The organism is Demequina mangrovi (assembly GCF_000759715.1).
Taxonomy (GTDB): Bacteria; Actinomycetota; Actinomycetes; order Actinomycetales; family Demequinaceae; genus Demequina; species Demequina mangrovi.
In genome coordinates, this window is the sequence record NZ_BBLU01000003.1 from 164,271 (window position 1) to 189,232 (window position 24,962).

27 protein-coding genes are annotated in these 24,962 nt (G+C 71.9%); 7 read left to right on the forward strand and 20 right to left on the reverse strand.

Going from position 1 to position 24,962, the window contains the following annotated elements; genetic code table 11:
* Positions 1–12: 12 nt before the first annotated feature.
* Entirely contained in the window at positions 13–1,101 is a 1,089-nt protein-coding gene (locus TR42_RS04070) for a DUF3048 domain-containing protein (protein WP_052405569.1), read from the reverse strand.
* A gap of 36 nt (positions 1,102–1,137) precedes the next feature.
* Here TR42_RS04070 and TR42_RS04075 point away from each other — a divergent pair, with 36 nt between their 5' ends.
* Entirely contained in the window at positions 1,138–2,148 is a 1,011-nt protein-coding gene (locus TR42_RS04075) for an AMP-binding protein (protein WP_161786617.1), read from the forward strand.
* Positions 2,145–3,014 (forward strand): 1,4-dihydroxy-2-naphthoate polyprenyltransferase, encoded by an 870-nt coding sequence (locus tag TR42_RS04080; protein WP_042213289.1) that lies wholly within the window; start codon positions 2,145–2,147, stop codon positions 3,012–3,014. Before TR42_RS04075 ends, TR42_RS04080 begins: the two co-directional genes overlap by 4 nt.
* On the opposite strand, the gene TR42_RS04085 is transcribed toward TR42_RS04080, so the two are convergent.
* Complete coding sequence (locus TR42_RS04085) at positions 3,011–3,283, reverse strand: DUF4229 domain-containing protein (RefSeq protein WP_042213291.1); 273 nt, start codon at positions 3,281–3,283, stop codon at positions 3,011–3,013. The genes TR42_RS04080 and TR42_RS04085 overlap by 4 nt on opposite strands.
* A 31-nt stretch (positions 3,284–3,314) precedes the next feature.
* Between TR42_RS04085 and TR42_RS04090 the strand changes: the two genes are divergently transcribed.
* A complete protein-coding gene (locus TR42_RS04090; protein WP_042213292.1) occupies positions 3,315–3,599 on the forward strand; it encodes a PLD nuclease N-terminal domain-containing protein in 285 nt (94 codons plus the stop codon).
* A 5-nt stretch (positions 3,600–3,604) separates the two neighbouring features.
* Here the strand turns inward: TR42_RS04090 and TR42_RS04095 are convergent, their stop codons facing one another.
* Genes TR42_RS04095 through TR42_RS04110 form a run of 4 tightly spaced genes read right to left on the reverse strand, consistent with a single transcriptional unit; the run spans position 3,605 to position 9,289 of the window.
* Positions 3,605–5,959, reverse strand: a complete 2,355-nt coding sequence (locus TR42_RS04095) for a beta-xylosidase/alpha-l-arabinosidase (protein WP_042213294.1) — start codon at positions 5,957–5,959, stop codon at positions 3,605–3,607.
* Complete coding sequence (locus tag TR42_RS04100; RefSeq protein WP_042213295.1) at positions 5,956–6,852, reverse strand: carbohydrate ABC transporter permease; 897 nt, start codon at positions 6,850–6,852, stop codon at positions 5,956–5,958. The genes TR42_RS04095 and TR42_RS04100 overlap by 4 nt, the downstream gene beginning before the upstream one ends.
* Positions 6,853–6,854: 2 nt before the next feature.
* Positions 6,855–7,898: a carbohydrate ABC transporter permease gene (locus TR42_RS04105; RefSeq protein WP_042213297.1), complete on the reverse strand. Its 1,044-nt coding sequence runs from the start codon at positions 7,896–7,898 to the stop codon at positions 6,855–6,857.
* A 35-nt stretch (positions 7,899–7,933) separates the two neighbouring features.
* The gene (locus tag TR42_RS04110; RefSeq protein WP_042213298.1) at positions 7,934–9,289 is read right to left on the reverse strand and encodes an ABC transporter substrate-binding protein; all 1,356 of its coding nucleotides are present in this window, start codon (positions 9,287–9,289) and stop codon (positions 7,934–7,936) included.
* A 158-nt stretch (positions 9,290–9,447) separates the two neighbouring features.
* On the opposite strand from TR42_RS04110, the gene TR42_RS04115 reads away from it, so the two are divergent.
* Positions 9,448–10,440: a LacI family DNA-binding transcriptional regulator gene (locus tag TR42_RS04115; RefSeq protein WP_042213300.1), complete on the forward strand. Its 993-nt coding sequence runs from the start codon at positions 9,448–9,450 to the stop codon at positions 10,438–10,440.
* A 294-nt stretch (positions 10,441–10,734) separates the two neighbouring features.
* Here the strand turns inward: TR42_RS04115 and TR42_RS04120 are convergent, their stop codons facing one another.
* The 7 genes from TR42_RS04120 to TR42_RS04150 are packed head-to-tail and all read right to left on the reverse strand — an operon-like array spanning position 10,735 to position 16,645.
* Positions 10,735–11,868: a glycosyltransferase family 4 protein gene (locus tag TR42_RS04120; RefSeq protein WP_042213302.1), complete on the reverse strand. Its 1,134-nt coding sequence runs from the start codon at positions 11,866–11,868 to the stop codon at positions 10,735–10,737.
* A 4-nt stretch (positions 11,869–11,872) separates the two neighbouring features.
* Entirely contained in the window at positions 11,873–12,847 is a 975-nt protein-coding gene (gene ccsB / locus TR42_RS04125; protein ID WP_042213304.1) for a c-type cytochrome biogenesis protein CcsB, read from the reverse strand.
* Positions 12,844–14,454 (reverse strand): cytochrome c biogenesis protein ResB, encoded by a 1,611-nt coding sequence (resB, locus tag TR42_RS04130; RefSeq protein ID WP_042213306.1) that lies wholly within the window; start codon positions 14,452–14,454, stop codon positions 12,844–12,846. The genes ccsB and resB overlap by 4 nt, the downstream gene beginning before the upstream one ends.
* Positions 14,454–15,218, reverse strand: coding sequence for a cytochrome c biogenesis CcdA family protein (locus TR42_RS04135; protein WP_042213308.1), 765 nt, complete (start codon positions 15,216–15,218; stop codon positions 14,454–14,456). Before TR42_RS04135 ends, resB begins: the two co-directional genes overlap by 1 nt.
* A complete protein-coding gene (locus TR42_RS04140; protein ID WP_042213311.1) occupies positions 15,215–15,775 on the reverse strand; it encodes a TlpA family protein disulfide reductase in 561 nt (186 codons plus the stop codon). Before TR42_RS04140 ends, TR42_RS04135 begins: the two co-directional genes overlap by 4 nt.
* Complete coding sequence (locus TR42_RS04145; protein WP_042213312.1) at positions 15,772–16,389, reverse strand: histidine phosphatase family protein; 618 nt, start codon at positions 16,387–16,389, stop codon at positions 15,772–15,774. The genes TR42_RS04140 and TR42_RS04145 overlap by 4 nt, the downstream gene beginning before the upstream one ends.
* 19 nt (positions 16,390–16,408) lie before the next feature.
* Entirely contained in the window at positions 16,409–16,645 is a 237-nt protein-coding gene (locus TR42_RS04150; RefSeq protein WP_042213314.1) for a glutaredoxin family protein, read from the reverse strand.
* A 72-nt stretch (positions 16,646–16,717) separates the two neighbouring features.
* Between TR42_RS04150 and TR42_RS04155 the strand changes: the two genes are divergently transcribed.
* Entirely contained in the window at positions 16,718–17,581 is an 864-nt protein-coding gene (locus tag TR42_RS04155; protein WP_042213316.1) for an HAD family hydrolase, read from the forward strand.
* A gap of 84 nt (positions 17,582–17,665) precedes the next feature.
* Here the strand turns inward: TR42_RS04155 and TR42_RS14535 are convergent, their stop codons facing one another.
* Both TR42_RS14535 and TR42_RS04160 read right to left on the reverse strand, forming a co-directional pair.
* A complete protein-coding gene (locus TR42_RS14535; RefSeq protein ID WP_074789180.1) occupies positions 17,666–17,764 on the reverse strand; it encodes a 30S ribosomal protein bS22 in 99 nt (32 codons plus the stop codon).
* A gap of 86 nt (positions 17,765–17,850) precedes the next feature.
* Positions 17,851–18,084, reverse strand: a complete 234-nt coding sequence (locus tag TR42_RS04160) for a helix-turn-helix domain-containing protein (protein ID WP_042213317.1) — start codon at positions 18,082–18,084, stop codon at positions 17,851–17,853.
* A gap of 173 nt (positions 18,085–18,257) precedes the next feature.
* Here TR42_RS04160 and TR42_RS04165 point away from each other — a divergent pair, with 173 nt between their 5' ends.
* Both TR42_RS04165 and TR42_RS04170 read left to right on the forward strand, forming a co-directional pair.
* Complete coding sequence (locus TR42_RS04165; protein ID WP_042213319.1) at positions 18,258–19,631, forward strand: TrkH family potassium uptake protein; 1,374 nt, start codon at positions 18,258–18,260, stop codon at positions 19,629–19,631.
* Positions 19,624–20,289, forward strand: a complete 666-nt coding sequence (locus TR42_RS04170) for a potassium channel family protein (RefSeq protein ID WP_042213321.1) — start codon at positions 19,624–19,626, stop codon at positions 20,287–20,289. Before TR42_RS04165 ends, TR42_RS04170 begins: the two co-directional genes overlap by 8 nt.
* 78 nt (positions 20,290–20,367) lie before the next feature.
* Here the strand turns inward: TR42_RS04170 and TR42_RS04175 are convergent, their stop codons facing one another.
* The 5 genes from TR42_RS04175 to TR42_RS04195 all read right to left on the reverse strand — a co-directional run bounded on the left by TR42_RS04175 (position 20,368) and on the right by TR42_RS04195 (position 24,936).
* Positions 20,368–21,900: an alkaline phosphatase gene (locus tag TR42_RS04175; RefSeq protein WP_042213324.1), complete on the reverse strand. Its 1,533-nt coding sequence runs from the start codon at positions 21,898–21,900 to the stop codon at positions 20,368–20,370.
* Between the two features lie 132 nt (positions 21,901–22,032).
* On the reverse strand, positions 22,033–22,776 hold the full coding sequence (locus TR42_RS04180; RefSeq protein WP_042213325.1) for an anti-sigma factor: 744 nt from the start codon (positions 22,774–22,776) through the stop codon (positions 22,033–22,035).
* The gene (locus TR42_RS04185; RefSeq protein ID WP_236623340.1) at positions 22,763–23,359 is read right to left on the reverse strand and encodes an RNA polymerase sigma factor; all 597 of its coding nucleotides are present in this window, start codon (positions 23,357–23,359) and stop codon (positions 22,763–22,765) included. The genes TR42_RS04180 and TR42_RS04185 overlap by 14 nt, the downstream gene beginning before the upstream one ends.
* Positions 23,356–24,051, reverse strand: a complete 696-nt coding sequence (locus TR42_RS04190) for a class F sortase (protein WP_042213326.1) — start codon at positions 24,049–24,051, stop codon at positions 23,356–23,358. Before TR42_RS04190 ends, TR42_RS04185 begins: the two co-directional genes overlap by 4 nt.
* A 72-nt stretch (positions 24,052–24,123) precedes the next feature.
* Positions 24,124–24,936, reverse strand: a complete 813-nt coding sequence (locus tag TR42_RS04195) for a DUF4397 domain-containing protein (RefSeq protein ID WP_042213328.1) — start codon at positions 24,934–24,936, stop codon at positions 24,124–24,126.
* Positions 24,937–24,962 lie beyond the last annotated feature (26 nt).

The following is a 24,962-nucleotide window of genomic DNA, read 5'->3' on the forward strand; positions in this document are numbered from 1 at the left end:
ATCATGGACCGCTCAGCTGATGGCGATGTCGGTGGAGTTGCCGACGCCCGAGCTGGGCACCAGCTCGAACCAGGTCTTGCCCGCCTTGAGCTCGACCTCGTCGCCGTCGAGCGTGGTGAGCACGAAGGGGTCGAACTGGCCCGCCTTGCTCCACGTGATCGGGATGTACTTGTTCCCCGAGGCGACGTAGCCCTCACCGGACTCGCCCGCGACCAGGGTCTCGGGTACCGAGGAGGTCGACGACCCCGAGGTGTAGCGCACCTTGACCCACAGCATCACCACGTTGTCGGCCGTCAGCTGGGTGCCGGCGGAGGTCACGTGGGCCTCGCCGTCCTCGTAGCGCTCCCACACGCGGTCCGACTTGTTCCAGCGCCACTCGGGGAGCGCGCGCGGCGACATCGTGATGTCGATGAACGAGGCCTTCTCGCCCTCGAGCTGCGCGGTCGCCTCGGACGCGGGGTAGGCGATCTCCCACTGCGCGTCCGGCGCGTCGGCGTCGGTCTGCTCGAGGAACTTCGCGAGGTAGCCGTGCAGGTTGTGCGGCGCCGAGCGGGTGCTCGTGCGGTAGAAGCCGTAGTCGCCGCGGTCCTGCGTGATGATCTCCTGGCCCGAGCTCGCGGTCGAGGAGATGAAGCGCGACTGCGCGCCGGAGAAGATGAGCGGGCCGTCGAACGAGCCCATGATGTTCTTGTCCATCGGCCGCATCGAGCGGATCGGGCCCACCGACTCGGGGTACTCGGACTGGAACACCGCGACGAAGCGCGAGATGCCGTACTCGACGTACTCCTCGAAGACCACGTCGGCCTTGTCCAGGTTCTCCTGAGGGCGCGCGGCCTCGGTGTTCTCGATCTTGATCGACAGCGCCGGGCGGTTCAGCTCCTTCTTGGTCGCGTCGGACGCGTCGACACCGGTGAGGGGCCAGGCCACCTCGGGGGTCGGGTCCTCGGGCGCGGGCGGCAGCGCGACGGCGGAGACCGAGGGCTCCGGGGACGCGACGGACACGGTGCTGGTGGGACCGCTCTCGGTGGCGGGCGAGCAACCGACGAGGGTCAGGGCAGCGGCGGCGGTCGCCGTCGTCGCGGCGGCCAATCGGGTCATCATGCCGAGAATTCTAGGTCTGCTCATAGGGTGGTCCGTGTGACATACGCTCGCCTCGACACCGGTGCGGCGCGCGCGATCGCCGACGCGCTCGCCGGCCGCGTCGCCGGGATCGCGGTGGATACCTCGGGTTCTACGGGCCGCCCGCGCGAGGTGCTGGTCTCGGGCGAGGCGATTCGTGCCGGAGTGTCGCTTTCGTCACGTCGGCTCGGGGGCGACGCCCACCAGCTGCTCGCGCTCCCGCCGGAGCGCATCGGCGGCGCGCTCGTGATCGCGCGCGCGACCGTCGCGGGCACCGCGCTCGTGCGCATGCCGATGGGACCGTTCACGGCTGCCGGCTTCGCCGCCGCCGCGCGTTCCCTGCCGTCGGGACCGCGCCAGGTGTCGCTGGTCCCCACGCAGGTCCGCCGCCTGCTCGCGGACCCCGAGGGCCGCGACGCGCTCGCCGGCTTCCACGCGGTGCTCGTGGGCGGCGCCGCCCTGCCCGAGCGCGACGCGCCGTCGAACATCGTGCGCACCTACGGCATGAGCGAGACCGCGGGCGGCTGCGTCTACGACGGCCTCGCGCTCGACGGTGTGGGCCTGCGCATCGCCGACGACGGCCGCGTGATGATCTCCGGACCGACGCTCGCGGACGGCTACGCGGACGGTCACGGCGCGGACTTCGTCGAGATCGACGGCGAGCGCTGGTTCCGCACGAGCGACCTGGGCGAGCTGCACGACGGCCGGCTCACGGTGCACGGCCGCGCCGACCATGTCATCAACACCGGCGGCGTCAAGGTGCACCCGCAGCGCATCGAGCTCGCGCTCGAGCGCGCCGGCGCCGCGGCCGCCGCGGTGGTGGGCCTCCCCGACCCCGAATGGGGCGAACGGGTGGTCGCGGTGGTCGAGGACGGCCCGGACGATGCGGCGCTCGCCGCCGCCGTCGCCGATCTACCCCCGTACGCGAGGCCCCGGCGCATCGTCCACGTCGACGCGGTGCCCCGCACCGCAGGTGGGAAGATTGACCGGCCGGCCGCGCGTGCGCTGGCGAGCGAGGAGGACCGATGACCACGACCGCCGACTGGGTGGCAGGCGCCCGACCCCGGACACTCTGGACCGGCGCGGTCCCCGTGATCGTGGGCTCCGCCTGCGCGATCGCGGAGGACGGCTTCCAGCTCCTTCCGGCGGTGCTCGCCCTCGGCGTCGCGCTCGCGCTCCAGGTGGGTTCGAACTACGCCAACGACTACTCGGACGGGATCCGCGGCACCGACGTCGACCGCATCGGGCCCGAGCGCCTGGTGGCCTCGGGCAAGGCCCTGCCGCGCTCGGTCAAGCTCGCCGCGTACGCGTCCTTCGCCGTGGGCGCGCTGCTAGGGCTGGCCCTCGTCGTGGTGTCCGGGGTGTGGTGGCTGCTCGCGGTCGGCGCCGTCGCCATCGTGGCGGCCTGGACCTACACCGGCTCGTCGCGCCCGTACGGCTACGCGGGATTCGGCGAGATCAGCGTCTTCATCTTCTTCGGCCCCGTCGCGACGCTCGGCACGCTGCTGACTCAGACCGGGAGCATCACGTTCTACTCGCTGTGGGCCTCGGCGGGCGTGGGGCTCTACGCGGTCGCGCTGCTGCTGGTCAACAACATCCGCGACATCGAGACGGACGCCCTCGCGGGCAAGCGCACGCTCGCGGTCAAGGTCGGCGAGCTCCGCGCGCGCCAGCTCTTCGCCGGCGCCGTCACGCTGCCGATCGTGTGCGCGGTGCTCGTCGCGTTCGCGCACCCGTGGGCGCTCATCGCGACGATGGTCGCGCTGCCGTCCGTGGTCATCGCCTTCGGGATGCGCATGGGCGCCGCGGGCCGGAACTTCGGCGTGATGTTCCAGGGCATCAGCGGCGTCGGGCTCGCGTACGGGCTCCTGCTCGCCGTGGGGATCGCGCTCTAGCGGGACCCGTGCGGGCGCGGGGAGCCGTCGATCTCGGCGTCCTCCTCGGCGTCGGCATCGCGGAGGCCCTTCTCGCTGCGCGAGATCCAGCCGTCCATCTGCGCCTGCGCCTTGGCCCGCATGCCCGGCAGCACCAGGTACGACACCAGCCACGCCACGACGAAGGCGGCGAGGAACGCGATCACGTCGCGCCAGTTGAAGGCCCAGAGCACGCCGAGGACGGCGAGGAAGATGCCCGTGCGGGCACCCCAGTACGCGACTACATGCATGCGTCAAGCGTACGCGGCGTAGGCTTGTGGGATGCTCAAAGTCCTTCCGCTGCTCGCTTACATCGGCCTGGTGATCTACGCCCTGTCCGACCTCTGGCAGCGCCCCGACCGTGAGCCGTACGGCGTCTCGCGCGGCCTGTGGACCGCGATGATCATCTTCCTGCCGTTCATCGGCGCGCTCGCGTGGATCGTCGTGTCGATGCTGCGGCCGGACAACGGCACGGACCGCCGCTCGGGCCCCGTCGCGCCCGACGACGACCCCGAGTACCTCGCGTGGCTCCGCGAGCAGACGCGGCGCAAGCGCAAGAGCGGCTGAGCCCGCTACACGCCGTCCACGGTCACCTCCACCCGCCGACGGCTCGCGCGCGTCACCGGGCATCGTGATCCCGTGAGCGCTGCCACGGTCTCGACCTCGCGACGCCGGGGCGTCCCGACCCACACCTCGACCTCGCCCGGCTCGACGCCGCGCACCAGGTCGCGGCCCGTGAAGGCGAGCCGTGCGGCCGGGACCGCGAGCGTCACGCGTCGCGACTCCCCCGCCTCGAGGGGCACCCGGGCGAATCCGATGAGCTGCGCCACCGGCCGCGTCACCGACGCCCGCCGCTGGTGCGCGTACACCTGCACCACCTCGTCGCCCGGGCGGTCGCCGGTGTTCGCCACCGTGACCGCGACCTCGAGGACGCCGTCGGTCGGGGCGTCGGACACGCTCAGGGCGTCGTAGGCGAAGGTCGTGTAGGACAGCCCCTCGCCGAACGTCATCGGCGGCACCGAGGACAGGTTGGTGACGTCGGAGTCGTCGCCCAGGCGCGGGTGGAGGTAGCCGGCCGGCTGGGCGCCCGTTCCGCGCGGGAGCGAGACGGGGAGCCGTCCCGAGGGGTTGACCCGGCCCGAGAGCACGCCCGCGATCGCCCGCGCGCCCTCCTCTCCGGGGAAGAAGGCCTGCACCACGGCGGCGCAGCGCTCGAGCGCCCACCCGATCGCGTACGGGCGACCCGTCACGCACACGAGCACCACCGGCGTCCCGGTCGCGAGCACCGCCTCGACCAGCTCGCGCTGGACTCCCGGCAGCTCGAGCGAGTCCGTGTCGCACCCCTCGCCCGACGTGCCGCGGCCGAAGAGCCCCGCCTGGTCGCCGACCACCACGACGGCGACGTCGGCGGCCCGGGCGGCGGACTCCGCCTCCGCGAAGCCCGACCGGTCCTCCCCCTGCACGTCGCAGCCGCGCGCGGTCAGCACCGGGCCGAGCTCGTGGCGGATCGCGTCGAGCACCGTGGGCACGTCGAGGCCCAGCTCCGTGCCGGGACGCTTGTCGAGCACATGGTTGGCGAACGAGTAGCACCCGAACATCGCCTGGTAGCGGTCCGCGTTGGGGCCGATCACGGCGAGGCGCGGGGCGCCGGTCCCGCCGGACGATGCGGCGGGGGGGACCGCCGCATCGTCCGGCGCCGGGCCCGCGGGCGCGCCCTCCGGCGCCGCGTCCGCGGGGCGCCCGAGCGGGAGCGTCCCGTCGTTGGCGAGCAGCACGATGCCGCGCTCCGCGAGCAGCCGGGCCACCTCGCGATGCTCCGGCCCGTCGAGGTCGACGCCCGTGGGCGGCTCGCCCGAGAAGTCCTCGTCGAGCAGCCCCAGCTCCTCCTTCTGCGCGAGGATGCGCGCGACCGCCCGGTCGACCAGCGCCTCGGGCACGCGCCCGTCCCGCACGGCGGCGGCGAGCGGCGCGAGATACGCGTCCCCGGTGGGCAGCTCGACGTCGACCCCGGCGGACAGCGCGAGCGCGGCCGCCTCGGACAGGTCGCCCGCGATGCCGTGCAGCAGGTGTAGGAACGCGACGCCGAAGTAGTCCGCGACCACCACGCCGTCGAAGCCCCACTCGTCGCGGAGCACGCCGGTGAGCAGCGACCCGTCGGCGGCCGTGGGCACGCCGTCGATCTCGGTGTACGCGTGCATGACCGAGCGCACGCCGCCGTCGATCACCGCCATCTCGAACGGCACCATGAGCACGTCGCGCAGCTCGCGCGGGCCCACCGACACCGGCCCGAAGTTCCGTCCGGCCGTCGAGGCCGAGTAGCCGACGAAGTGCTTGAGCGTCGCGTGCACCCCGGCGGACTGCACCCCCTCGACGTACGACGTCCCGATCTCCCCGACCAGGTACGGGTCCTCGCCGATGCACTCCTCGACGCGGCCCCAGCGGGGGTCACGCACCACGTCGAGCACCGGCGCGAGGCCCTGATGGATCCCGAGCGCGCGGCAGTCGCCGCCGATGAGCGCCCCCATGCGCGTCACGAGCTCGGGGTCGAAGGCCGCGCCCCACGTGAGCGGGCCGGGATAGGTGGCGGCCTTCCATGCGGACAGGCCGGTGAGGATCTCCTCGTGGACGAGGGCGGGGATCCCGAGGCGCGTGCGGGCCACGAGGTCCCGCTGGCGCTCCCACAGGACCCGGGCCCGCGCATCGGCCTCCACCGGGGTGGTGCCGTAGATGCGCGTGAAGTGGCCGATGCCGTGGCGGGTGGCCTCCTCGAGGCCCCCGGTGACGGACACCTCGCCCTGGAGCGGCGCGACCACGTCGCCCTTCTCGTCCTCCCAGAAGCCGGTGATCTGCGCGAGCTTCTCCTCGAGCGTCATCTCCGCGAGGAGCGCGGCGACGCGCGCGCCGGCCGGGGCGTGCACCGCGGTCATCCCTTCACCGCGCCCGTGAGGCCGTCGACGATGCGCCGCTCCATCAGCAGGAAGAACGCGAGCGCCGGCAGCATCGCGAGCGACGTGTACGCCATGATCATGGTCGTCGCCGCCGAGTGCTGGCCCTGGAACGTGGTGACGCCGAGCGGCAGCGTCATCCCGGACGGATCGCCCGTGAGCAGCAGCAGCGGCAGCAGGTACGCGTTCCACGAGCCGATGAAGGCGAGCACGCCGACGGTCACCATCGCGGGCCGCGCGAGCGGCAGCAGCATCCTCCAGAAGAAGCCGATGCGCGAGATGCCGTCCATGAAGGACGCCTCCTCGAGCTCCTTGGGCAGCGCCGCGATGAACGGTCTGAGGATGATGATGGTGACCGGCAGCGCGAAGGCGATCTGCGGGATCACCAGACCCCAGAGGCCGCTGATGTGGAGGTCGCGCAGCAGCAGGTACAACGGCAGCACCGCGACCGTCAGGGGGAACATCAGGCCCGTGGTGAAGACCACGAAGATGAGCTCGCGCCCCTTGAACGTGTAGCGCGACAGCGGGTACGCCGCCATCGTCCCGAAGAGCACCACGGCGGCCGTGGTCGCGACCGCGACGACGGTCGAGTTGAGCAGCTGGCGCCAGAACAGCGAGCCCGAGAGGATCTCCCAGTAGTTCTGCCACTGGACCGGGTCCGGGAGCCCCGTCGGGTTGGACGCGAGGTCTCCCTGCGTGCGGAGGCCGCCGAGGATCAGGTAGAGGATCGGGCCGAGCGTGAGCGCGATGCCCAAGAGCGCGATCCCGACGGCGAGGTAGGTCGAGCCCTCGGGGATGAGGCCCTTGCGACGGTGCGACTCGACGTTGCCGGGCTCGCGTGCGGGCGCATCGTGCGCCTGAAGGTCCGCAGCCATGATCAGGCCGCCTTTCGGGGGTGGGCGTTGTCACGGCGCAGGATGGTCGCCATGTAGGCGAGCGCGATGACGAACGACAGGAAGAACATGATCACGGCGATCGCGGAGCCGTAGCCCCAGTCGGACCGGAAGAAGCCGATCTCCATCATGTAGCTCGCGATGGTCGAGTACTGCCCCGCGGTGCCGCCGCGGTTGAGCACCCACACCATGTCGAAGAGCTGGATGGATCCGATGATCGACAGGAACGCCCAGATGCGGATGGTGGGTCCGATGAGCGGGATGTTGATCCGCCATTGGATCTGCCACCAGCTCGCGCCGTCGATCGCGGCGGCCTCCTGGAGGTCCTCGCTCACGCCGGAGAGGCCGGCGAGGAACAGGATGATCGCGAGCCCCACGTACTTCCACGTGATGATGAAGAACACGGTCCAGAACCCCCAGGTGGGGTCCTCGAACCAACCGCCCGCCGGCATGTCGAGACCGATCGCGCGCATCCACTGCGTCGCGACGCCGTTGGGGTCGAAGATGATGAGCCACATGGTGCCCGCGATGACCTCGCTGAGCACGTACGGCGCGAAGATCACCACGCGGGTGAAGGCCCGCCCGCGGAACTTGCGGTTGAGGGTCAGCGCGACGATCAGCGCGAGGGGCAGCTGGATCGCGAGCGACAGGAAGATGATCGCGAAGTTGTGGCTGAGCGCCTCCCAGAAGGGCTCGGTGTACGCCGTGCGGAACGCCTGGTGCGTCGCCGGGTCTGAGCCGCCCCAGAGGGCGCGTGCGTAGTTGTCGAAGCCGATGAACTCCGCGTCGGAGAACTGCGAGACGCCGTTCCACTTGTACATGCTGTACCGGGCCGCCGAGACGACCGGATAGACCACGAACGTGAGGAACAGCGCCAGGGCCGGCCCGACGAAGAGGGCGATCTCCGCCCACTTGCGGGCCGTCGCGCGGCGGGGGTGGTCAGATGCCGGGTGTGCGGGACGGGTCCCCGCCGTCGACTTCTCGACGGCGGGGACCGCGTTCCGACCCGAGGCCTCCAGTGCGGTCACAGGGAGCCTCGCTTTCTTCTCTCGGATCGGGCTGGTCAGGAGGTCGCGGCGGCGGCGATCATCGCGTCGACAACGCCCTGGGCGTCGCCCGTGCCGTTGAAGATGTTGACGATGCCGTCGTTCATGGCGCCTCCGACGTTCGGACCGAGGAGGGTGTCCATCCAGAGCTGGACGTAGGCCGCGCTCGACGTGGTCGTCGCGATCTTCTGCAGCACCGGGTCGGTGACCGCATCGGCCGCGGCAGGCGCGACCGGCAGGCCGCCCACGGCCTCGGCGTAGCCCCGCTGGACGTCATCGCTCACGATGTACGCGAGGAAGTCCGCGCACTCCACCGGCGCGTCGACGTAGCAGGAGAAGCCGTCGCCGCCGCCCATCGCGGCGGACGGGTCGCCCGCGCCGCCGTCCACGGCGGGCATCGGGAACCAGTCGAGGTCCTCGTGCAGGGCCGCGATCGCCTCGTCCGAGCCGTCGGTGAAGCCCTCGTACACGAAGTAGTTCCACTGACCCATGAGCTCCATCGCGGCGTCGCCGTTGGCGACCATGCCCGCCGAGGACGTCGCACCGGTCTGCGCGACCGTGGACGTGAACTGCGGCTGGAAGGGCTCGGTGTCGATGAAGGCCTGGAGCTGGTCGCCCGCGTCGACCCAGCACGGGTCGGAGAAGTCGAGCGAGGTGCCCGCGCTCGCGACCACGTCCTGCGCGCACGAGCGCAACGCGAAGTTGTACCACCAGTGCGCGGCGGGCCAGCCGTCGGCCGCTCCCACGGCGATCGGGTTGATGCCCGCGTCCTTGAGCTTCTGGACCGCGTCGGCCAGCTCGTCCATCGTGGTCGGCTCGGCGTCGATCCCGGCCTCCTCGAACAGGCTCGGGCGGTACCAGATGCCCTCGACCGCGAACTGGAAGGGCAGCCCGTACGTGGTGCCGTCGACCTGCCATGGCGCGACGCCGCCGCCCAGGCGGTCGATGTCGGCGGACAGGGTGTCGGACAGGTCCATGAGGTAGCCGGCCTCGGCCTGCGCCGCCATCTCGCCGCCGCCCCACTGCTGGAACAGGTCGGGCGCGTCGCCCGACTGCAGCGCGGTGGGGATGCGGGTCCGCTGGAGGTCCTCGTTCTGGATCTGCTCGATCTCGATGGTGACGTTCGGGTTGTCGGCCATGAAGTCCGCCGCCACCTGGTCCCAGTAGTCGCCGAGCGAGTTCTCGCCGGTGTCTCCCGCCACTCCGTTGTGCCACCACGTGAGGGTGACCGGCTCGTCACCAGAGCCGCCGCCGGAGCTCGAGGCGTCGGCTGACGAGCCGCCGTCCCCCGGATCGCTCGAGCTGCACGCCGCCAGCAGTGCCATGGATGCCGCGATCGCCGCTCCCGCAGCGGCACGTCGCATGTTCGCCATGATGTCCCCTTTCGTCTCCGTTGACTCAGGTCGAACAGCGTGAGTCTCACATGGCGGTCGCGCCCGCGTCAATCGTTATCGATAACGTTTTCGCAACGGGGGCGGGAGTGGCCGCGTCGCGACGGCGGGGACGATGCTCCCGTGGATATAGTGCGGGCATGGAACCGGTCGCACGCGTCAAGCTCGCGGACGTCGCCCGGATCGCAGGCGTCTCGGTCGCCACGGTCTCGAAGGTGGTGAACGGCCGCTACGGCGTGTCGAAGGAGACCGTCGCGCGCGTCCAGGAGGTCATCGACGAGGTCGGTTACGCCGGCAACCTCTCCGCCGCCGCGCTGCGCGGTCAGCGCACCAACGTCCTCGGAATCCTGGTCGGAGGCTTCGAGCCGTTCTCCGCCGAGCTGATGAAGGGGGCGTGGAGCGCCGCCGAGGGCAGCGGCTACGAGCTGCTCGCGCACTCGGGCGGCCACGGCCACGGCTGGGAGCGCCGCTCGCTCGCGAGGCTGGGCGGCACGCTCATCGACGGCGCGATCCTGGTGACCCCGACCGTCCTCAACACCGTGACCGGGATCCCCGTGGTCGCGATCGATCCTCACTACGGACCCTCGTCGCTGCCCACCGTCGACTCGCACAACGTCGCGGGCTCGAAGGCCGCGACCGCGCACCTGCTCGAGCTCGGGCATCGGCGCATCGCCTTCCTCGGGGGCCGCCACGACCTCGACTCGGGCCGCCGCCGCGAGGAGGGCTTCCGCACCGCGATGGCCGAGGCCGGCGTCGAGGTCGACGAGGACCTCGTGGTCGAGACCAACTACGAGCCCGAGCTCGCCGCCCACGCCGCCGAGTCGATGCTGAGCCTGCCCGAGCGCCCCACGGCGATCTTCGCGGCGAACGACACCACCGCGCTCGCCGCGATGGACGTCGCGCTCGACCTGGGACTCTCGGTGCCCGGGGACCTCTCGATCGTGGGCTTCGACGACATCCCGGAGGCCGCCGCCGCGCCTGCGCCCCTCACGACCGTGCGCCAGCCCCTGCGGGAGATGGGTGCGGAGGCGATGCACATGCTGCTCGCGCTCGTCGCGGGCGAGGAGTGCGAGCCGCATGTGCGGATGGACACCTCGCTCGTGGTGAGGGAGTCGACGGCCCCGCCGCGCTGAGCCCGACCCGAACCCGGCGCCTCCGCGCCAGCACGCACCGCGCCCTGCGCCCGCGCCCGCCTGCCCACGAATGGGGCACCTACGGTCGCTTTCTCGAGCTCCGTGCTCGCCATGGGGCGGTGCGCGTCGCGGAGTGCCCCATAGCGCGCAGCCGCACCCCAGAAGCGACCGTCAGCGCCCCATTCGGGGGGAGAGTGCGAAGGCGGGGCGGGGTGCCGAGGTGGGTTGGGCTGCGGAGTTGGAGCGGGGCGGGGTGAGACGGGGCCGCGAAGCCGAGCGCGGCGACGGGGCGGCTCAGGCCCCGTACAGCTCGAGGACCTGGGCGCCCACGCGCTCCACGTCGAAGCGCTGCACCCGCGCGGACTGCTCGGCGTGGAGCTCGGCGCGCAGGTCCGCGTCGGAGAGCAGCCGCTCCAGCGCCGCCGCGAACGCGCCGGTGTCGCGCGCGTCGACCGATACCCGCGCATCGTCCCCGATCACCGAGAGGTAGCCCGGGTTGGCGCCCGCGAGCACCACGCCCGCGCCGCGGCCCGCGTGCGAGGCCATCGCCTCGACGAGCACGATGCCGAAGCTCTCGCCGCCCGTGGCCGGGAAGACCGCGACGTCGGCGTCCGCGTAGAAGGCCGCCTTGTCCTCCTCGGCGACGAAGCCCAGGAGCGACACCCGCGGCAGCCCGCTCGCCTCGACCGCGGCCTCGATCTCGCCGAGCAACGGCCCCTTGCCGCCGATGCGCACCTCGACCTGGTCCTGCACCTCCGCGGGCAGCGCGTCGAGCGCGCGCACCAGCTCGAGGACGCCCTTGCGCTCCACCAGCCGGCCGAGGAACGCGACCACCAGGCGGCCGTCCTCCGCCGGATCGGGCTCGTGCTCCGCGGCGGCCGCGGCGAAGCCCGAGACATCGACCGGGCAGGGGACGACCGACGGCGAGATGCCGAAGGCCCGGCGCGCGAAGTCCGCCGCGGGCTCCGAGACGGCGCAGAACGCGTCGAAGCGCGCGAGGTTCCGGCGCAGCACGCGGCCGAGCGCATGCGTGCCGATCTCTGACACCGTGGAGTCCGGGAGGATGTGGAACGTCCCGACGATGCGCACGCCGTCGCCGACCAGCTTCCGCGCCTCGTCCACCACGCGCGCCGCGAAGAGAGGCGAGTGCGGGGTCTGGACGTGGATGACGTCGTAGCGCTCGGCGTCGAGCAGCTCGCGGATCGCACGGCGCGACGTGGGCAGCGGGACCCGCAGCCCGTTGCCGTTGAAGGTCACCCCGATGTTGCGCGCGAGCGAGTGGACCACCACGTCGGAGCGCTCCGCGGTGGAGCACAGGTAGTGGACCTCGTGGCCCTGGCGGCCGAGGAACGCGCCGAGCGTGAGGACGTACTGCTGGACCCCGTCAGGTCGGTCGATCGAGTCGTCGAGGACCAGCGCGATCTTCATCCGGTCAGGATCCCGCGTACGTGTGCAGCCCCTGGAAGAACAGGTTGACCACGGTGAAGTTCATGATGAGCGCCGTGAAGCCCGCGATCGCGAGCCACGCGCTGCGACGGCCCGCCCAGCCCTGCGTGGTGCGCGCGTGAAGGTAAGCCGCGTAGAGCACCCAGATGACGAAGGACCAGACCTCCTTGGGGTCCCAGCCCCAGTACCGGCCCCACGCGTGCTCGGCCCAGATCGCGCCGGCCATGACCGTGAAGGTCCACAGCACGAAGCCCACGGCGTTGAGCCGGAACGACAGCGCCTCGAGGTTGGCCGCGGAGGGCACGGCATCGAGCCACCGCACCCGGTCGCCCGTCCAGCGGCGCCCGGTGTCGCGCGAATCGCGCATGAGCTGGAGCGCCGACGCGATGAAGGACACCGCGAAGATGCCGGTGACGATGGTCGCGATCGAGACGTGGATGACCAGCCAGTAGCTCTGCAGCGCCGGCGGGAGCGTGTCGACGTCCTTGTAGAGGACCGTGAGCGCGAGGCCCAGCGACACCGTCGCGATGCCGGTCACGCCCGCGCCGAGGTACGCGACGTCGCGCTTGCGCTGGATGATGAGGAACGCGAGGACCGCGAAGAACGAGCCCGAGATCGTGTACTCGTACATGTTCGACCACGGCACGTGACCCGCGTCGATGCCGCGCGCCGTGAGGCCGACGGCGTGCAGCAGCGCGCCGACCAGGGTGGTCGAGCGGGCGATGCCGGCGGCCTTCCGCGCCTTGGCACCGGGGGACGATGCGGCGGGCACGGCGGGTGCGGAGCCCACGGCCTCGGCCGGTGACACGCCTCCGGCCGCGACGGGCTCGCGCACCGCGGCCTTCGCCGCGACCTTGTCGTCCGCCACGCGTGCGAGGCGGATCGCGTAGGCGACCATCGCGATCGCGTAGAGCACGGTCGCGCCGCCGAGCGCCATCACGCTGAGGTCTGTGGTGTTCATGCCTGCTCCGTCTCCCCCGCCGCAGGGGCCGGATCGCGGCCCGCCGCGGCGGCCATGGCGCGTTCGAGGACTGCCCCGACGCCCGCATCGTGCGCGGGCGCGTAGGCGGCGCCGGTGACCACTGTAGTTCCGTCCTCGACGCGCGCGATCAGCCAGACCTTGCGACGCGACGCGAACAGCGACGTCGCGAGGCCGGCGAGCGTGAGCAGCGCGGCGACCAGCAGGAACGGCAGCGACGGGTCGGCACGGAGGTCGAACGCGCCGTAGCGCGGCAGCTCCTCGAAGGTGACCGACCCGAGCCCGTCGGGCAGCTCGACCGTCTCGCCGAGCGCGAGGCGCAGGGTGACCGGTTGCCCGTCGGCGTCCTGGACGGGGCTCAGCTGCGACTCGTCGAGCGTGTAGACGTTCTGCGGCACCCCGGCGTCGAGGCCGAGGTCGCCGGTGTACACGAGCATCTCGATCACGGGGTTGGCGGGGTCAGGGTGGACGGACCCGACCGCGAACGGCCCCTCGACGAAGCTCGGGTAGAGGGTCGCCTTGAACCCGAGCTGCTCCCCGGTCGAGACGTCCGGCACCTTGACGACGCCCGTGGACGTGTAGGCCGCGTCCTGGGCGAGGAAGACCACCGGCCCGGAGAAGGCGACCTCGCCCGCGGCGTCGTGGACCGTGATGACCGGCGCATAGCCGTTGCCCTGAAGGTAGACCTTGGCGTCGCCCGCCTCGAGCGGGTGGTTGACCGCGATGGTCTCCTCCACCGGGTCCTCGCCCGGCTCGGTGAAGGTGACGTTCGCCTGGAAGTGGAGGGGGCGGCCGGTGTCCGAGAACGAGGCGTCGAGCGAGTCCAGCCGCAGCGTGAACGGGTCGAGGTCGGACGGGTCGAACAGCGCGCCGGAGGAGAAGGTGTCGTACGCGACGACAGCGTTGGTGAAGGACCTGCCCTCGACCACGATCGCCTGGCCGCGGTACGTGAAGAGCGTCCCGTAGGCGACGGCGACGAGCACCAGCACCAGCGAGGCGTGGAACACGAGGTTGCCGAGCTCGCGCACATGCCCGGTCTCCGCCGCGAGCGCGAGCGAGCCGTCCTCGCGCCGGTCGACCCGCACGCGGTAGCCGGTGAGCGCACCGAGGCGGCCCGCGCGGGGGCGCAGGGCGGCGCGGGCCGCCGCGAGCGCCTCGTCCGGGGTGGACGATGCGGTCTCGGGCCCGGCGCCGTCGTAGCGCGCGAGCGTGCGGGGCGTCGCGGCGATGGGGCGGCGCAGCTCGCGCCAGTGGTGGACCGCGCGGGGCGCGATGCAGCCGATGAGCGAGGCGAAGAGCAGCACGTAGATCGCGGTGAACCACGCGGAGCCGAAGACGTCGAGGAAGCCGGTCGCATCGAGGACCGGCCCCCAGAAGGGGTACTCCGCGAGAAAGGCGCGGGTCGCGGCGGCGTCCTGCGGCCACTGCGGCAGCACCGAGCCGGGGATCGAGGCGAGCGCGAGGAGCAGCAGGAGGATGAGCGCGACGCGCATCGACGTGACCTGGCGCCAGATCCATCGCAGCCATCCGCGCGCGCCCAGGCGGGGCGCGTCGGGGACGACGTAGTTGTCGAGCTTGACGCGCGCCATCAGACCGCCGTCCAGAAGCCGTCGATCCAGCCCTGGAGCTCGAGCGCGAGGCGGTCCCACAGCCCCGTCACCAGCATCACGCCGAGCACGATGAGCAGCGCGCCGCCGATCCGCATGAGCGCGACGCGGTGGCGTCGCAGCCAGCGGAGCACCCGGCCGGAGCGCTCGAACAGCGCGGCGAGCAGCACGAAGGGCAGGCCCAGGCCGACGCAGTACGCGACCGCGAGCGCGACGCCGCGGCCCTGGGTCGCCTCGGACAGGCTCAGCGCGTAGACCGCCCCGAGCGTGGGGCCGATGCATGGGGTCCAGCCGAGGCCGAACGCGACGCCGAGCACGGGCGCACCCGCGAGGCCCGCGGTCGGGCTGACGTGGAGCCGACGCTCGGTCTGGAGGAACGGCATCGCCCCCATGAACGCGAAGCCGAGAAGGATGATCACCACGCCGAGCAGGCGCGTGATGAGCGTGAGGTACGGCGCGAGGGTCGCGCCGAGCGAGGACGCGAGGAAGCCGAACGTGATGAAGACGGCGGAGAAGCCCGCGACGAACAGCAGCGCGCCGAGGATCAGCTTGGGCTTGGAGGCCTTGCCCGTCCCGCCCGTGCCGGCCATGCCGGAGACGTAGCCCAGGTAGCCGGGCACCAGCGGCACCACGCAGGGCGAGGCGAAGCTCACCAGTCCGGCGAGGACCGCCACCGGGATCGCGAGCAGCATCGAGCCCGACAGCGCGATGCCGGCGAAGGAGGCGTCCGCCGCGAGGGCGGTCACGCGGCGGCCCCTGCCGCCTCGTCCACGAGGGTGCGCAGCGTCGACGGGTCGACGGTGCCGATGACGCGCGCGTGCAGGCGTCCCTCGGTGTCGATCACGAGCGTGGTAGGCACGGCGTTCATGGCGACGATGCCCTGGAGGGCGGCGGTGGCCGCGCCGTCGGAGTCGTCGATGCTCGGGTACGCGATCCCGAAGGTGCGCTCGAAGGCCTCCGCGGTGGCGGCATCGTCCCTGCCGTTGACGCCGACGATCTGGACGTCGTCGCGCGCGTCGATCTCCGCGAGGTCGGGCGCCTCGGCGCGGCACGGCGGGCACGAGGCGTACCAGGTGTTGATGAGCACCACCTGTCCGCGGTATTCGGCGACGTCCACCGCGTCGCCCGCGAAGGACGTCCCCGCGAGCGCGACCTCGGCGCCCTCGTCGAAGACCGTGACCGTGCCGTCGCCCGAGACGTAGCCGGGCGACTCCACGGGGTCGCCGGGGGCGCACGCCGCGAGCGTGAGCACGAGGGCGAGGACCACCGCGATGAGGATCGCGAGGCGCGCGGCTGGCCTCACCTGGGCACCTCGATGTGGCCGGCCGGGGTGGCGTACCCGGCGAACGCGATCGCGTCGCCGTCGACGTCGAAGGCCGTGAGCGAGGCGAGCGCGCACTCGCGCGAGCGGGGATCGTGGACGTACGAGCGACCCTCGGCGGAGCAGCGCGCGACCCAGATGGGGAGCTGGTGGCTCACGATCACGGTGGTGGAGTCCGGGTTGGCCGCGGCCGCGTCGATGATCGCGGCGCGCATGCGCGCGGCCTGCTCGACGTACGGCTCCCCCCACGACGGCGTGCGCGGGTTGCGGATGCGCCAGAGGTTCCTCGGCTTGAGGAAGTCCATGGGCCGCGGGGTGCGCTCGCCGGCGAAGATGTTGTCGGCCTCGATGACGCGGTCCTCGGTCGCGATGTCGAGGGAGAAGGCCGCGGCGATGGGTGCTGCGGTCTGCTGCGCCCGCAGCAGCGGGGACGCCACGACCCGGCCGACGTGCTCGCCGGACGCGACCAGGTGGTCGGCGACCGCCTGCGCCATCGCCTGCCCCGTCTCGGACAGGCGGAACTCCGGGAGGCGGCCGTAGAGGATGCCGTCGGGGTTGTGGACATGGCCGTGGCGAAGGACGAGCACGCGGGACATGGGTCCTATTGTCACCCGTCTACGAGAGCGCTCGGTGCAGCCTGTCGGCGTCGATGCGCCAGAAGCCGACCGTCTCGCCGTCGACCTTCACCACCGGGATCTCGTCCCCGTAGCGTGCCTTGAGGTCCGCATCGGTGTCGATGTCGACCTCCTCCCACGCCTCCCCACGCTCGCCGCACACCGCCTCGACCACGGCGCGGGCGTCGTCGCACAGATGGCAGCCGGCGCGGCCGAGGAGCAGGACACGAGCGGGCATGCGACCAGGATACGGGCGTGATCTGCACCACCGGGCTCTGGTCGCCGCCCGGGGCGTCGGTACAGTTGACGCGTGACCCCCGCCGACGCACGACCCGCGACTCGCGTGGCGGCGTTCTTCGACGTCGACAACACGGTCATCCGGGGCGCGAGCTCCTTCCACATCGCCCGCGGGCTGTGGCAGCGCGACTACTTCCGCCTCCGCGACATCATCAAGCTCGGCTACGAGCAGGCCACCTACGTGCTGTTCGGCGAGTCCAAGGACCAGATGGACCGCGTGCGCGAGCACGGCCTGGGCATCATCAACGGGTGGTCCGTCGCGGAGATGACCGCGGTGGCCGAGGAGGTCTACGACGAGCTGCTCGCGAGCCGCGTCTACCCCGGCACCAAGGCGATCATCGACGAGCATCTCGAGCGCGGCCACGAGGTGTGGTTCGTCACGGCGTCCCCCGCGGAGATCGGGCGGCTCATCGCGCGTCGCGTGGGCGCGACGGGCGCGCTCGGCACCATCGGCGAGCACGTCGACGGCCACTACACGGGCCGGCTGGTCGGCGAGTTCCTCCACGGGCCGCACAAGGCCGACGCCGTGCGCGAGCTCGCCGCGGAGCGCGGGATCGCCCTCGAGGACAGCTACGCGTACGGCGACTCGGTCAACGACGCCTCGATGCTCGAGACCGTGGGCCACCCGTGCGCGATCAACCCCGACCCGCGCATGCGCCGCCTCGCCACGCAGCGCGGCTGGACGATGCGCGAGTTCCGCAAGCGCCGCAAGAGCGGGCGCCGCGGCATCGTGAAGTCCTCGGTCACCGGTGCGGCGTGGATCACCATCCAGGTGACGCGCGGGGTCAAGGGCGCGTGCCGCGGCATCGTCGGGCTGCCCCGCCGGGCCTCCTCGGCCGCGGGCCGCACCCACAGCGACGAGGCCCGCGAGCTCTAGCCTGCTCGCCGCGCATCGCCGCGCGGGGCATGCGAAACGCCCGCCCCGCCGGGTGGCGGGACGGGCGTCCGGAAGCGCTTGCGCTTACTTCTTGTTGCGACGCTGGTGGCGCGTCTTCCGAAGCAGCTTGCGGTGCTTCTTCTTCGACATGCGCTTGCGACGCTTCTTGATGATGGAACCCACGGGACCTACCTCATTCGTTGACGAACGTGCGGAGCGTGCTCACGCACGCCGGCGTCCAGGCCGCGCTGGACGCGACAGACGATCCCCTAGCCTACCGTGCCCGTGGCCCTGCCGTCATCTTCGGTCGGGTACCCTCCCGCGAGCGCGGCCTGCTCCATGAACTGCTCGACCGCCTGCTCCGGCACGCGGAACGAGCGCCCGAAGCGCACGGCGGGGAGCTCCCCGTTGTGGATCCAGCGGTAAACCGTCATGCGCGAGACCCGGACCATATCCGCGACCTCGGCGACGGTGAGGAAGGTGGTACGCGGTGTCTCGGCCATGTCGTCTCGTCCCTCTCGAAGCGTCTGGCGCGTCTATCGGCCGGATGCACTCTCAACTGTAGGGGCTGATGTGACAGTTGTGAAGTGTGGGAGACGCGCCGATGATGGGGGTGGGGCTAGGCTCACGCGCGGGGCCGCAAGCAGGGCGGACGCGCCCCGAGGTGAGGAGACCGATGGCAGGCCTGCGGGAGGCGCGCGAGGCGTTCGGCGAGTGGGTCGACCGTGTCGCGCTCGAGTCGCCGGCCCGGCTCACCCTCGGCGCCTTCGCCCTCACCATCCTGCTGTTCACCGGGCTGCTGTCCCTTCCCTTCGCGACCACGACCGGGCATCGTGCCCCGTTCATCGACGCGCTCTTCACCTCGACCTCCGCGGTCTGCGTCACCGGCCTCGTGACGGTCGACACCGGCACGTTCTGGTCCCCGTGGGGCCTCGCGATCATCGGCCTCGCGATCAAGGTGGGCGGGCTCGGGATCATGACCCTGGCGTCGCTCGCCGGCCTCGCGGTCTCGCGCCGCCTGGGCCTCACGCAGCGCATCCTCGCGGCAGGCGAGTCGCGCGCGTCCGGGCTGGGCGACCTCGCGTCGCTGCTCCGCACGGTCATCATCGTCTCGACGAGCGTCGAGCTGCTCATCGCGGCCTTCCTCATCCCCCGCTTCCTCACCCTCGACTACGGCCTCGCGAAGTCCTTCGGGTACTCGCTGTTCTACGGCGTCTCGGCGTTCAACAACGCGGGCTTCACCCCCGACCCGGTGGGGCTGTACCCGTACGCCGGAGACGCGTGGATCCTCGTCCCCATCGGCCTGGGCGTGTTCATCGGCGGGCTCGGCTACCCGGTGTACCTCAACCTCATCCGGCAGTGGCGCAACCCGCGACGCTGGTCGCTCCACACCAAGCTCACGCTCGTCACGGTCACGGTGCTCGCCTTCATCTCCGCGGCCTTCCTCGCGGTCTTCGAGTGGACCAACCCGGACACGCTCGGCGATCACAGCTCGGGCAAGACGATCGGCAACATCTTCTTCCAGTCGATCAACCAGCGCTCCGGCGGCTTCGCGTCGTTCGACATCGGCCTCGCGCGCGAGCAGACCTGGCTGCTCGAGGACGTCCTCATGTTCGTCGGCGGCGGCTCGGGGTCGACCGCGGGCGGCATCCGCGTCACCACGCTCGCGGTGCTGGTGCTCGCCGCGTGGGCCGAGGCGCGCGGCCGCCGCGACATCGAGGCCTTCGGCAAGCGCATCGGCACCGAGGTGCTGCGCGTCGCGGTGTCCATCACGCTCATGGGCCTCTTCGTCGTCATCGTCACCACCGGCATCTTCATGTGGCAGACCGACATCGCCCTCGACCGGGCGCTGTACGAGGTGGTCTCGGCCTACGCCACCTGCGGCCTCTCGACCGGCATCACCGGCTCGCTCGACTCCGATGCGAAGATGACCTTGATCATCACCATGTACCTGGGACGCGTGGGCTCGCTCACGCTCGCCTCGGCGCTCATGCTCAACCGGCAGCGCCGGGTGATCCGCTACCCGTCAGAAAGGCCGATCATTGGCTAGCAACGACTCGACAGCCGCGGGCGTCCTCGTCTTCGGCCTGGGCCGCTTCGGCTCCGCGATCGCGGACACGCTCGACAACATGGACGTCGAGGTGCTCGGCGTGGAGCGCGACCCGGGCGTGGTCGAGCGCTGGTCCAAGCGCATCCCCTGCGTCGAGGCCGACGGCACCGACCCGCGTGCCCTCGAGCAGATCGGCGCGGCGGACTTCGCCGCGGCGGTGGTCGGCGTCGGCACCTCGCTCGAGGCGTCGGTGCTCATCACCGGCAACCTGGTCGACATCGGCGTGCCCGAGATCTGGGCGAAGGCGACGTCGACCGAGCACAAGCGCATCCTCGAGCGCATCGGCGCCCACCACGTGGTCCTGCCCGAGGCCGAGGCGGGCGCGCGCATCGCGCACTCCGTCGGCGGCAACATGCTCGACTACATCGAGGTCGAGGACGGCTTCACCATCGTCAAGATGAGCGCCCCCAAGGAGACCCACCACTTCACGCTCGACAAGCTCGACCTCCAGGGCACGTACGGCGTGCACGTCATCGGCGTGAAGCGCGCGGGCGAGGAGTTCGAGTACGCGACCCCGGACACCCTGGTCGGGCCCGAGGACCTGCTGGTGGTCGCCGGCGAGGGCGAGCTCCTCGAGAGGTTCGCGCAGCGCCCGTAGGGACGGTGCACAGCGGGTCCGGAGCCGTGAAGGCTCCGGACCCGCCGCTTCTCGCGTCAGCGTGGGTTCACCGCGCGGTCAGTGCCGTCCGCGGCTGCCGGACCACGACTTCGACTTCGACCGGACGTTCGTCTTCACCGAGTCGAGACCGAGGGACTCGATGATCGACACACCGATGTAGTTCTGCTCCTGGACGCCGTTGAACAGCTGAGCCTTCGCGCCGACCGAGTAGATCGCCACGTCCTCGCCCGAGTGCGTCTCGGCTCCCTGACCCGTGTTGACGAGCACCTGCTGGTGGTAGTCGGGGTCCGAGGTGTCGCTCTCGCTCGGGTCGAGACGGACCACCTCACCGTCGACGATGCCGTACGCGACCTCGCCTCCGTTCGCGTACGTGAGCGTGGTGTACGGGACGCCATCGCTGTCCTCGCCGCCCACGCCCAGGATGTCGTTGCCGCGCTCCGGGTAGCCGGCGATGGTGAACACGTGGCTGTGGTCGGCCGTGACGACGATCATCGTCTCGGACAGGTCGACCATCTCGACGGCCTTGGCGACCGCGTTCGAGAGCTCGATGGTCTCGGTCAACGCGCGGTACGCGTTGCCCTCGTGGTGCGCGTGGTCGATGCGACCCGACTCGACCATGAGCGCGAAACCGTCCTTGTCGTCCTGGAGCTGCTCGAGCGCGACCTCGGTCATCTCCGTCAGCGACGGCTCGTCCGCCCCCTCCTCGACGCGGTCGTGCTCGTAGGACATGTGGCTGCTGGCGAAGAGGCCCAGGAGGTGGTCGGTCGCGCCGAGATCGACACCGTCGAGGGCCGAGGCGGTGTCGACGTAGGCCCAGCCGTCGCCGCGGTCCGCCCACTCGGCGGTGAGATCGCGCCCGTCCTCACGGTTGCCGCCCTCGTCCTGCGTGAGGAAGTGGCGACGCCCGCCGCCGAGCGCGACCTCGAAGCCGTCGCCGTACCGCTCGAACGACAGCAGCTGCGACGCGATGTCGCCGTACTCGTAGTCCTCGCAGCCCTCCGGGAGGTCGCCGTCGTCCTCCCAGTCGCGATCCGCCGAGATGGCGTAGGTGCCGCCGGGCGTGGCATGGGTCAGGCGCGCGGTGGAGACGACGCCCGTCGCCTTCCCGGCGGACTCGGCCAGCATCATCCAGCTGGTGAGCTCGGTGCCCGCGACCGAGTCGCAGTCGCCTCGGACCACGCCCTCGTCGACACCGAGGACGCCGATGTCAGTCTTCACGCCGGTCATCATCGCGGTCATGGTGCCCGCGGAGTCGGGGACCTGCGAGTCGACGTTGTAGACCTTCGACAGCGCGACGTTGGGGAACTCCTCGAAGCTGAGGGCGTTCTCCTCGCCGGTCGCGCCCTCGAGCTGGCCCTCGAGGATGCGAGCGGCGGTGACGGTCGAGATGCCCATGCCGTCGCCGACGAAGAGGATGACGTTCTTGGGCTTGGCGTTCGACGCCTTCGTCGAGGCGACTGCGGCGTACGACGCATCGGCGCCCTGGTACCAGGGGTTGGAGGTCTGGGATGAGGCGAGCACGGTGCCCGCGGTGGCGACTCCGGCGCCGGTGGTGAGGGCGGTGACAGCAATGACTGCAGCAGTGCGCATCGCACGGCTCCTTCCGGGGTGGGGACCTTCCCCACGCGCGACGTTAGGAGCGCCAGGTGACGACCAGGAGCCGGTGCAGCGAACAGAAGATGTCCGTTTTGCTACGGTTCGACCAACGCGTGCCGGGGAGTCTCAGCCGAGCACGCCGCGCGTGACCGAGTCGCCCGAATGGGTGGGGTCGCCGTCGGACGGCTCGACGGAGACGTCGACGATCGGGAAGTCCGCCACGTCGTAGCCGGCCGGGATCTCGAACTCCTGGTGGTCACCGGTGAGGAAGCCGAGGGACACCATGCCGACGACGTCGGTGTCGATCAACCACACCTCGAGGTTGGCGTCGCCCGCCGCCGGGACCGGGGTGTCGAGCACGAGCACCTCGGTACCGTCGTCGCGGCGCTCCACACGCGCGGAGCCTGCCGGAGCATCCGTCGCGAGGTCCGCGAGCGGGGCCTGGGCGACCAGGGTCCCGCCGCCATCGTCCCCGCCGGACACCACCAGACCGACCGCGACCCCGCCGATGATCGCGCCCGCCGCGGCCGCCGCGATCCCGACGACCCACGGGCTGCGGCGCTCGCGGCGCCGTGCGAGCTCGTCCTCGGGCTCCACGGCCGGGCCCTCGTCGACCCCGTCACCCTCGTCGACTTTGACGGCCGAGGACCGCGGGTCAGCCGCGATCTCCGCCTCGATCGCCGTCCACACGCGGGCGGGCGGGGCCACCAGCTCGACGCCGGCCGCCCCCTGCACGCGTCCTGCGACGGCGCGGAGATCCTCGACCTCCGTCGCACACCGCTCGCACCCCGCCGCATGCGCGGCAGCGGCCGCGTCGATCGGGTCGCCGAGCGCGAGCGCGGCGAGCTCCTCCTCGTCACAGTGACGCATCGGCGGCCTCCAATCCGTGTCGCAGCGCCAGCAGGGACCGGCGCAGGTGGCTCTTGACGGTGCCGAGCGGCATGCTGAGCCGGTCGGCGATCTGCTCATGAGTGTGGCCCTCGAAGAATGCGAGCGCCACGATCGTGGACCTCGGCGGGCCGAGGCTCTCGACCTCGCCGCGCACCATGATCCGCTCCGCCTCGGTCGCCAGCGGATCGGGATCGCGCGCGACAGGCTGGTCCGCGACCGCCTCGAGGCGTCGACGCTCCCTGGCCCGGGCGTCGAGCGCATCGGCGATCCGGCGCCTGGCGATCCCGACCACCCAGCCGCGCGCGGACCCGCGCTCGGGACGGTAGCCGTCGCGACCGCGCCACGCGGCCACGAACGTCTGCTGCGTGACGTCCTCCGCCTCGGCGGCGTCCCCCAGAGACCGCAGCGCGAGCGTGTGCACCAGCGGCGCCGCGGACGCGTACAGCCTCTCGAGGGAACCCTCCGCACCGGCGGCGAAGTCGCGGTCGAGCTCGCGGTCCTCGGGGCGGTCGGCCCGCACCGCAGTCTCCGCCGCCATCGCCGTCCCCACCGCGATCCTCACGCATCCTCCGGATACGCCCAGACCAGCACGTTGTCCTCGTAATGTCGCACATCGGCATCCCACCGTCCACCACAGGTGACCAGGACCAGCGCTCCCTCGGGCGCGCCGAACACCCGGTCCAGGTCCACCTCCCGCTTGGAGGTCTGCTCGACCCGGTCCACGACGTAGACCGCCGAACCGCCATCCTCGAGGCCGACAACCACACGGTCGCCGGCGCGGGCCTCGCGCAGCGCCGCGAACGGACCGGTACCGATCTCGCTGTCGTCGACATGAGCCGCCAGCACCACGTTGAGGTCGCCACGCGGCCCGCCCGCGGGGTTGCCGCCGAGCCGGAACCAGCCCGCGACGGCCGCGCTGTCGGGCAGCTCCATGCCGCCCTCCGCATCGAGCCCGACCGGCGCGACGCGCATGTCGACCCCGAGGCGCGCGAGCCGCACCCCCGAGGGGTCGGGAGGCGTCGCGAGCGTGTCGATCGAGGCGGAAGCGACGGGCACGTCTGGCACGACCCGGGGCACCGACATGGCGCGCGGCTCCGCAGCCGCGCCGCCCGCGGCGGCCACCTCGCGCTGCACCGATGCGCCCGAGGGAGCGGACGCGGGATCGTTCGCGGTCGGCGCCTCGGTCACGGGCGCGCACGAGGCGACAGCCATGACCGCGAGAGCGGCCACGGCGGCGGCGAGAGGGCGGTTCATCGGGGCCTCCTCAGGGACGGACGATGGGCGGGAGCGGGGCGCCGCGTGACGGTCGGCGCCCCGCTCCACGGTTCAGCGACGGATCAGCACCGCGCGGACGCCGAGGCCGGCCGCGACGGCCATCGCCGCGCCGACCACGATCACGCCCGCAGGGACGGAGGACCCCTCGGCGGCGAGACCCTGGGTGCCCGCGCTCACCGCGTTGGGCATGCCGGTGTGGGTCGCGACGGACTGGACCGCGACGTCCAGGGTGGAGTCCTCGGCGGAGCCCCACGCGTACACGATCGTGTTCATGCCCTCCTCGACGGGGACGTCCGTGGGCCCGAGGACCGGGTCGGTCTCACCCGAGACCGACACCGCTGCCTCGTAGGTCGCGGCCGGCAGGTCGGCCATGGCCTCGTCCGGGTTCGCGAGGCTCTCGAACGCGACCTCGCCGTCCGCCCACACGTCGACGGCCGGTGCCGCTGCGGTGTGGCGGACGGTCAGCCGCCCCTCGCCGGAGGCGGTCTCCGAGATGTCGTTGGTGAAGAGGGTCGCGGTCGCCTCGCCGCCCTCGTCGAGGTGAGCCACCGCGGTGTAGCTCATGTCCGCCTCCAGCGGCAGGTCGACGGGTCCGAGCACGGGATCGGAGTCGTCCTCCGCGTCGGAGGCCGTGATCGCGACGGCGTACGTGCCGGGGTCGAGCGACAGCGGGCCCGCGAGGTCGCCGGGACCGAAGTCGTCGAGCGTCAGCTCCCCGTCGACATAGACGTCGACGGTGAGATCGGGGATGCCGTGCAGCACGGAGAGCTCGGCCATCCCCTCGTCGACGGCGAGGGCGGGTCCGGCGGCTCCGGCCGCGAGCAGGGTGCCGGCGGCGGCGCCGGCGAGGATCGAGGTACGCATGTCCTTCTCCTTCCACTGAGGCCGTC

Bases quoted from the DNA above. Each gene is read 5' to 3' on its own strand.
- TR42_RS04070 (WP_052405569.1), bottom strand. From the start codon at position 1,101: ATGATGACCCGATTGGCCGCCGCGACGACGGCGACCGCCGCCGCTGCC.
- TR42_RS04080 (WP_042213289.1), top strand. From the start codon at position 2,145: ATGACCACGACCGCCGACTGGGTGGCAGGCGCCCGACCCCGGACACTC.
- TR42_RS04085 (WP_042213291.1), bottom strand. From the start codon at position 3,283: ATGCATGTAGTCGCGTACTGGGGTGCCCGCACGGGCATCTTCCTCGCC.
- TR42_RS04090 (WP_042213292.1), top strand. From the start codon at position 3,315: ATGCTCAAAGTCCTTCCGCTGCTCGCTTACATCGGCCTGGTGATCTAC.
- TR42_RS04095 (WP_042213294.1), bottom strand. From the start codon at position 5,959: ATGACCGCGGTGCACGCCCCGGCCGGCGCGCGCGTCGCCGCGCTCCTC.
- TR42_RS04100 (WP_042213295.1), bottom strand. From the start codon at position 6,852: ATGGCTGCGGACCTTCAGGCGCACGATGCGCCCGCACGCGAGCCCGGC.
- TR42_RS04110 (WP_042213298.1), bottom strand. From the start codon at position 9,289: ATGGCGAACATGCGACGTGCCGCTGCGGGAGCGGCGATCGCGGCATCC.
- TR42_RS04115 (WP_042213300.1), top strand. From the start codon at position 9,448: ATGGAACCGGTCGCACGCGTCAAGCTCGCGGACGTCGCCCGGATCGCA.
- TR42_RS04120 (WP_042213302.1), bottom strand. From the start codon at position 11,868: ATGAAGATCGCGCTGGTCCTCGACGACTCGATCGACCGACCTGACGGG.
- ccsB (WP_042213304.1), bottom strand. From the start codon at position 12,847: ATGAACACCACAGACCTCAGCGTGATGGCGCTCGGCGGCGCGACCGTG.
- resB (WP_042213306.1), bottom strand. From the start codon at position 14,454: ATGGCGCGCGTCAAGCTCGACAACTACGTCGTCCCCGACGCGCCCCGC.
- TR42_RS04145 (WP_042213312.1), bottom strand. From the start codon at position 16,389: ATGTCCCGCGTGCTCGTCCTTCGCCACGGCCATGTCCACAACCCCGAC.
- TR42_RS04150 (WP_042213314.1), bottom strand. From the start codon at position 16,645: ATGCCCGCTCGTGTCCTGCTCCTCGGCCGCGCCGGCTGCCATCTGTGC.
- TR42_RS04160 (WP_042213317.1), bottom strand. From the start codon at position 18,084: ATGGCCGAGACACCGCGTACCACCTTCCTCACCGTCGCCGAGGTCGCG.
- TR42_RS04165 (WP_042213319.1), top strand. From the start codon at position 18,258: ATGGCAGGCCTGCGGGAGGCGCGCGAGGCGTTCGGCGAGTGGGTCGAC.
- TR42_RS04175 (WP_042213324.1), bottom strand. From the start codon at position 21,900: ATGCGCACTGCTGCAGTCATTGCTGTCACCGCCCTCACCACCGGCGCC.
- TR42_RS04180 (WP_042213325.1), bottom strand. From the start codon at position 22,776: ATGCGTCACTGTGACGAGGAGGAGCTCGCCGCGCTCGCGCTCGGCGAC.
- TR42_RS04190 (WP_042213326.1), bottom strand. From the start codon at position 24,051: ATGAACCGCCCTCTCGCCGCCGCCGTGGCCGCTCTCGCGGTCATGGCT.
- TR42_RS04195 (WP_042213328.1), bottom strand. From the start codon at position 24,936: ATGCGTACCTCGATCCTCGCCGGCGCCGCCGCCGGCACCCTGCTCGCG.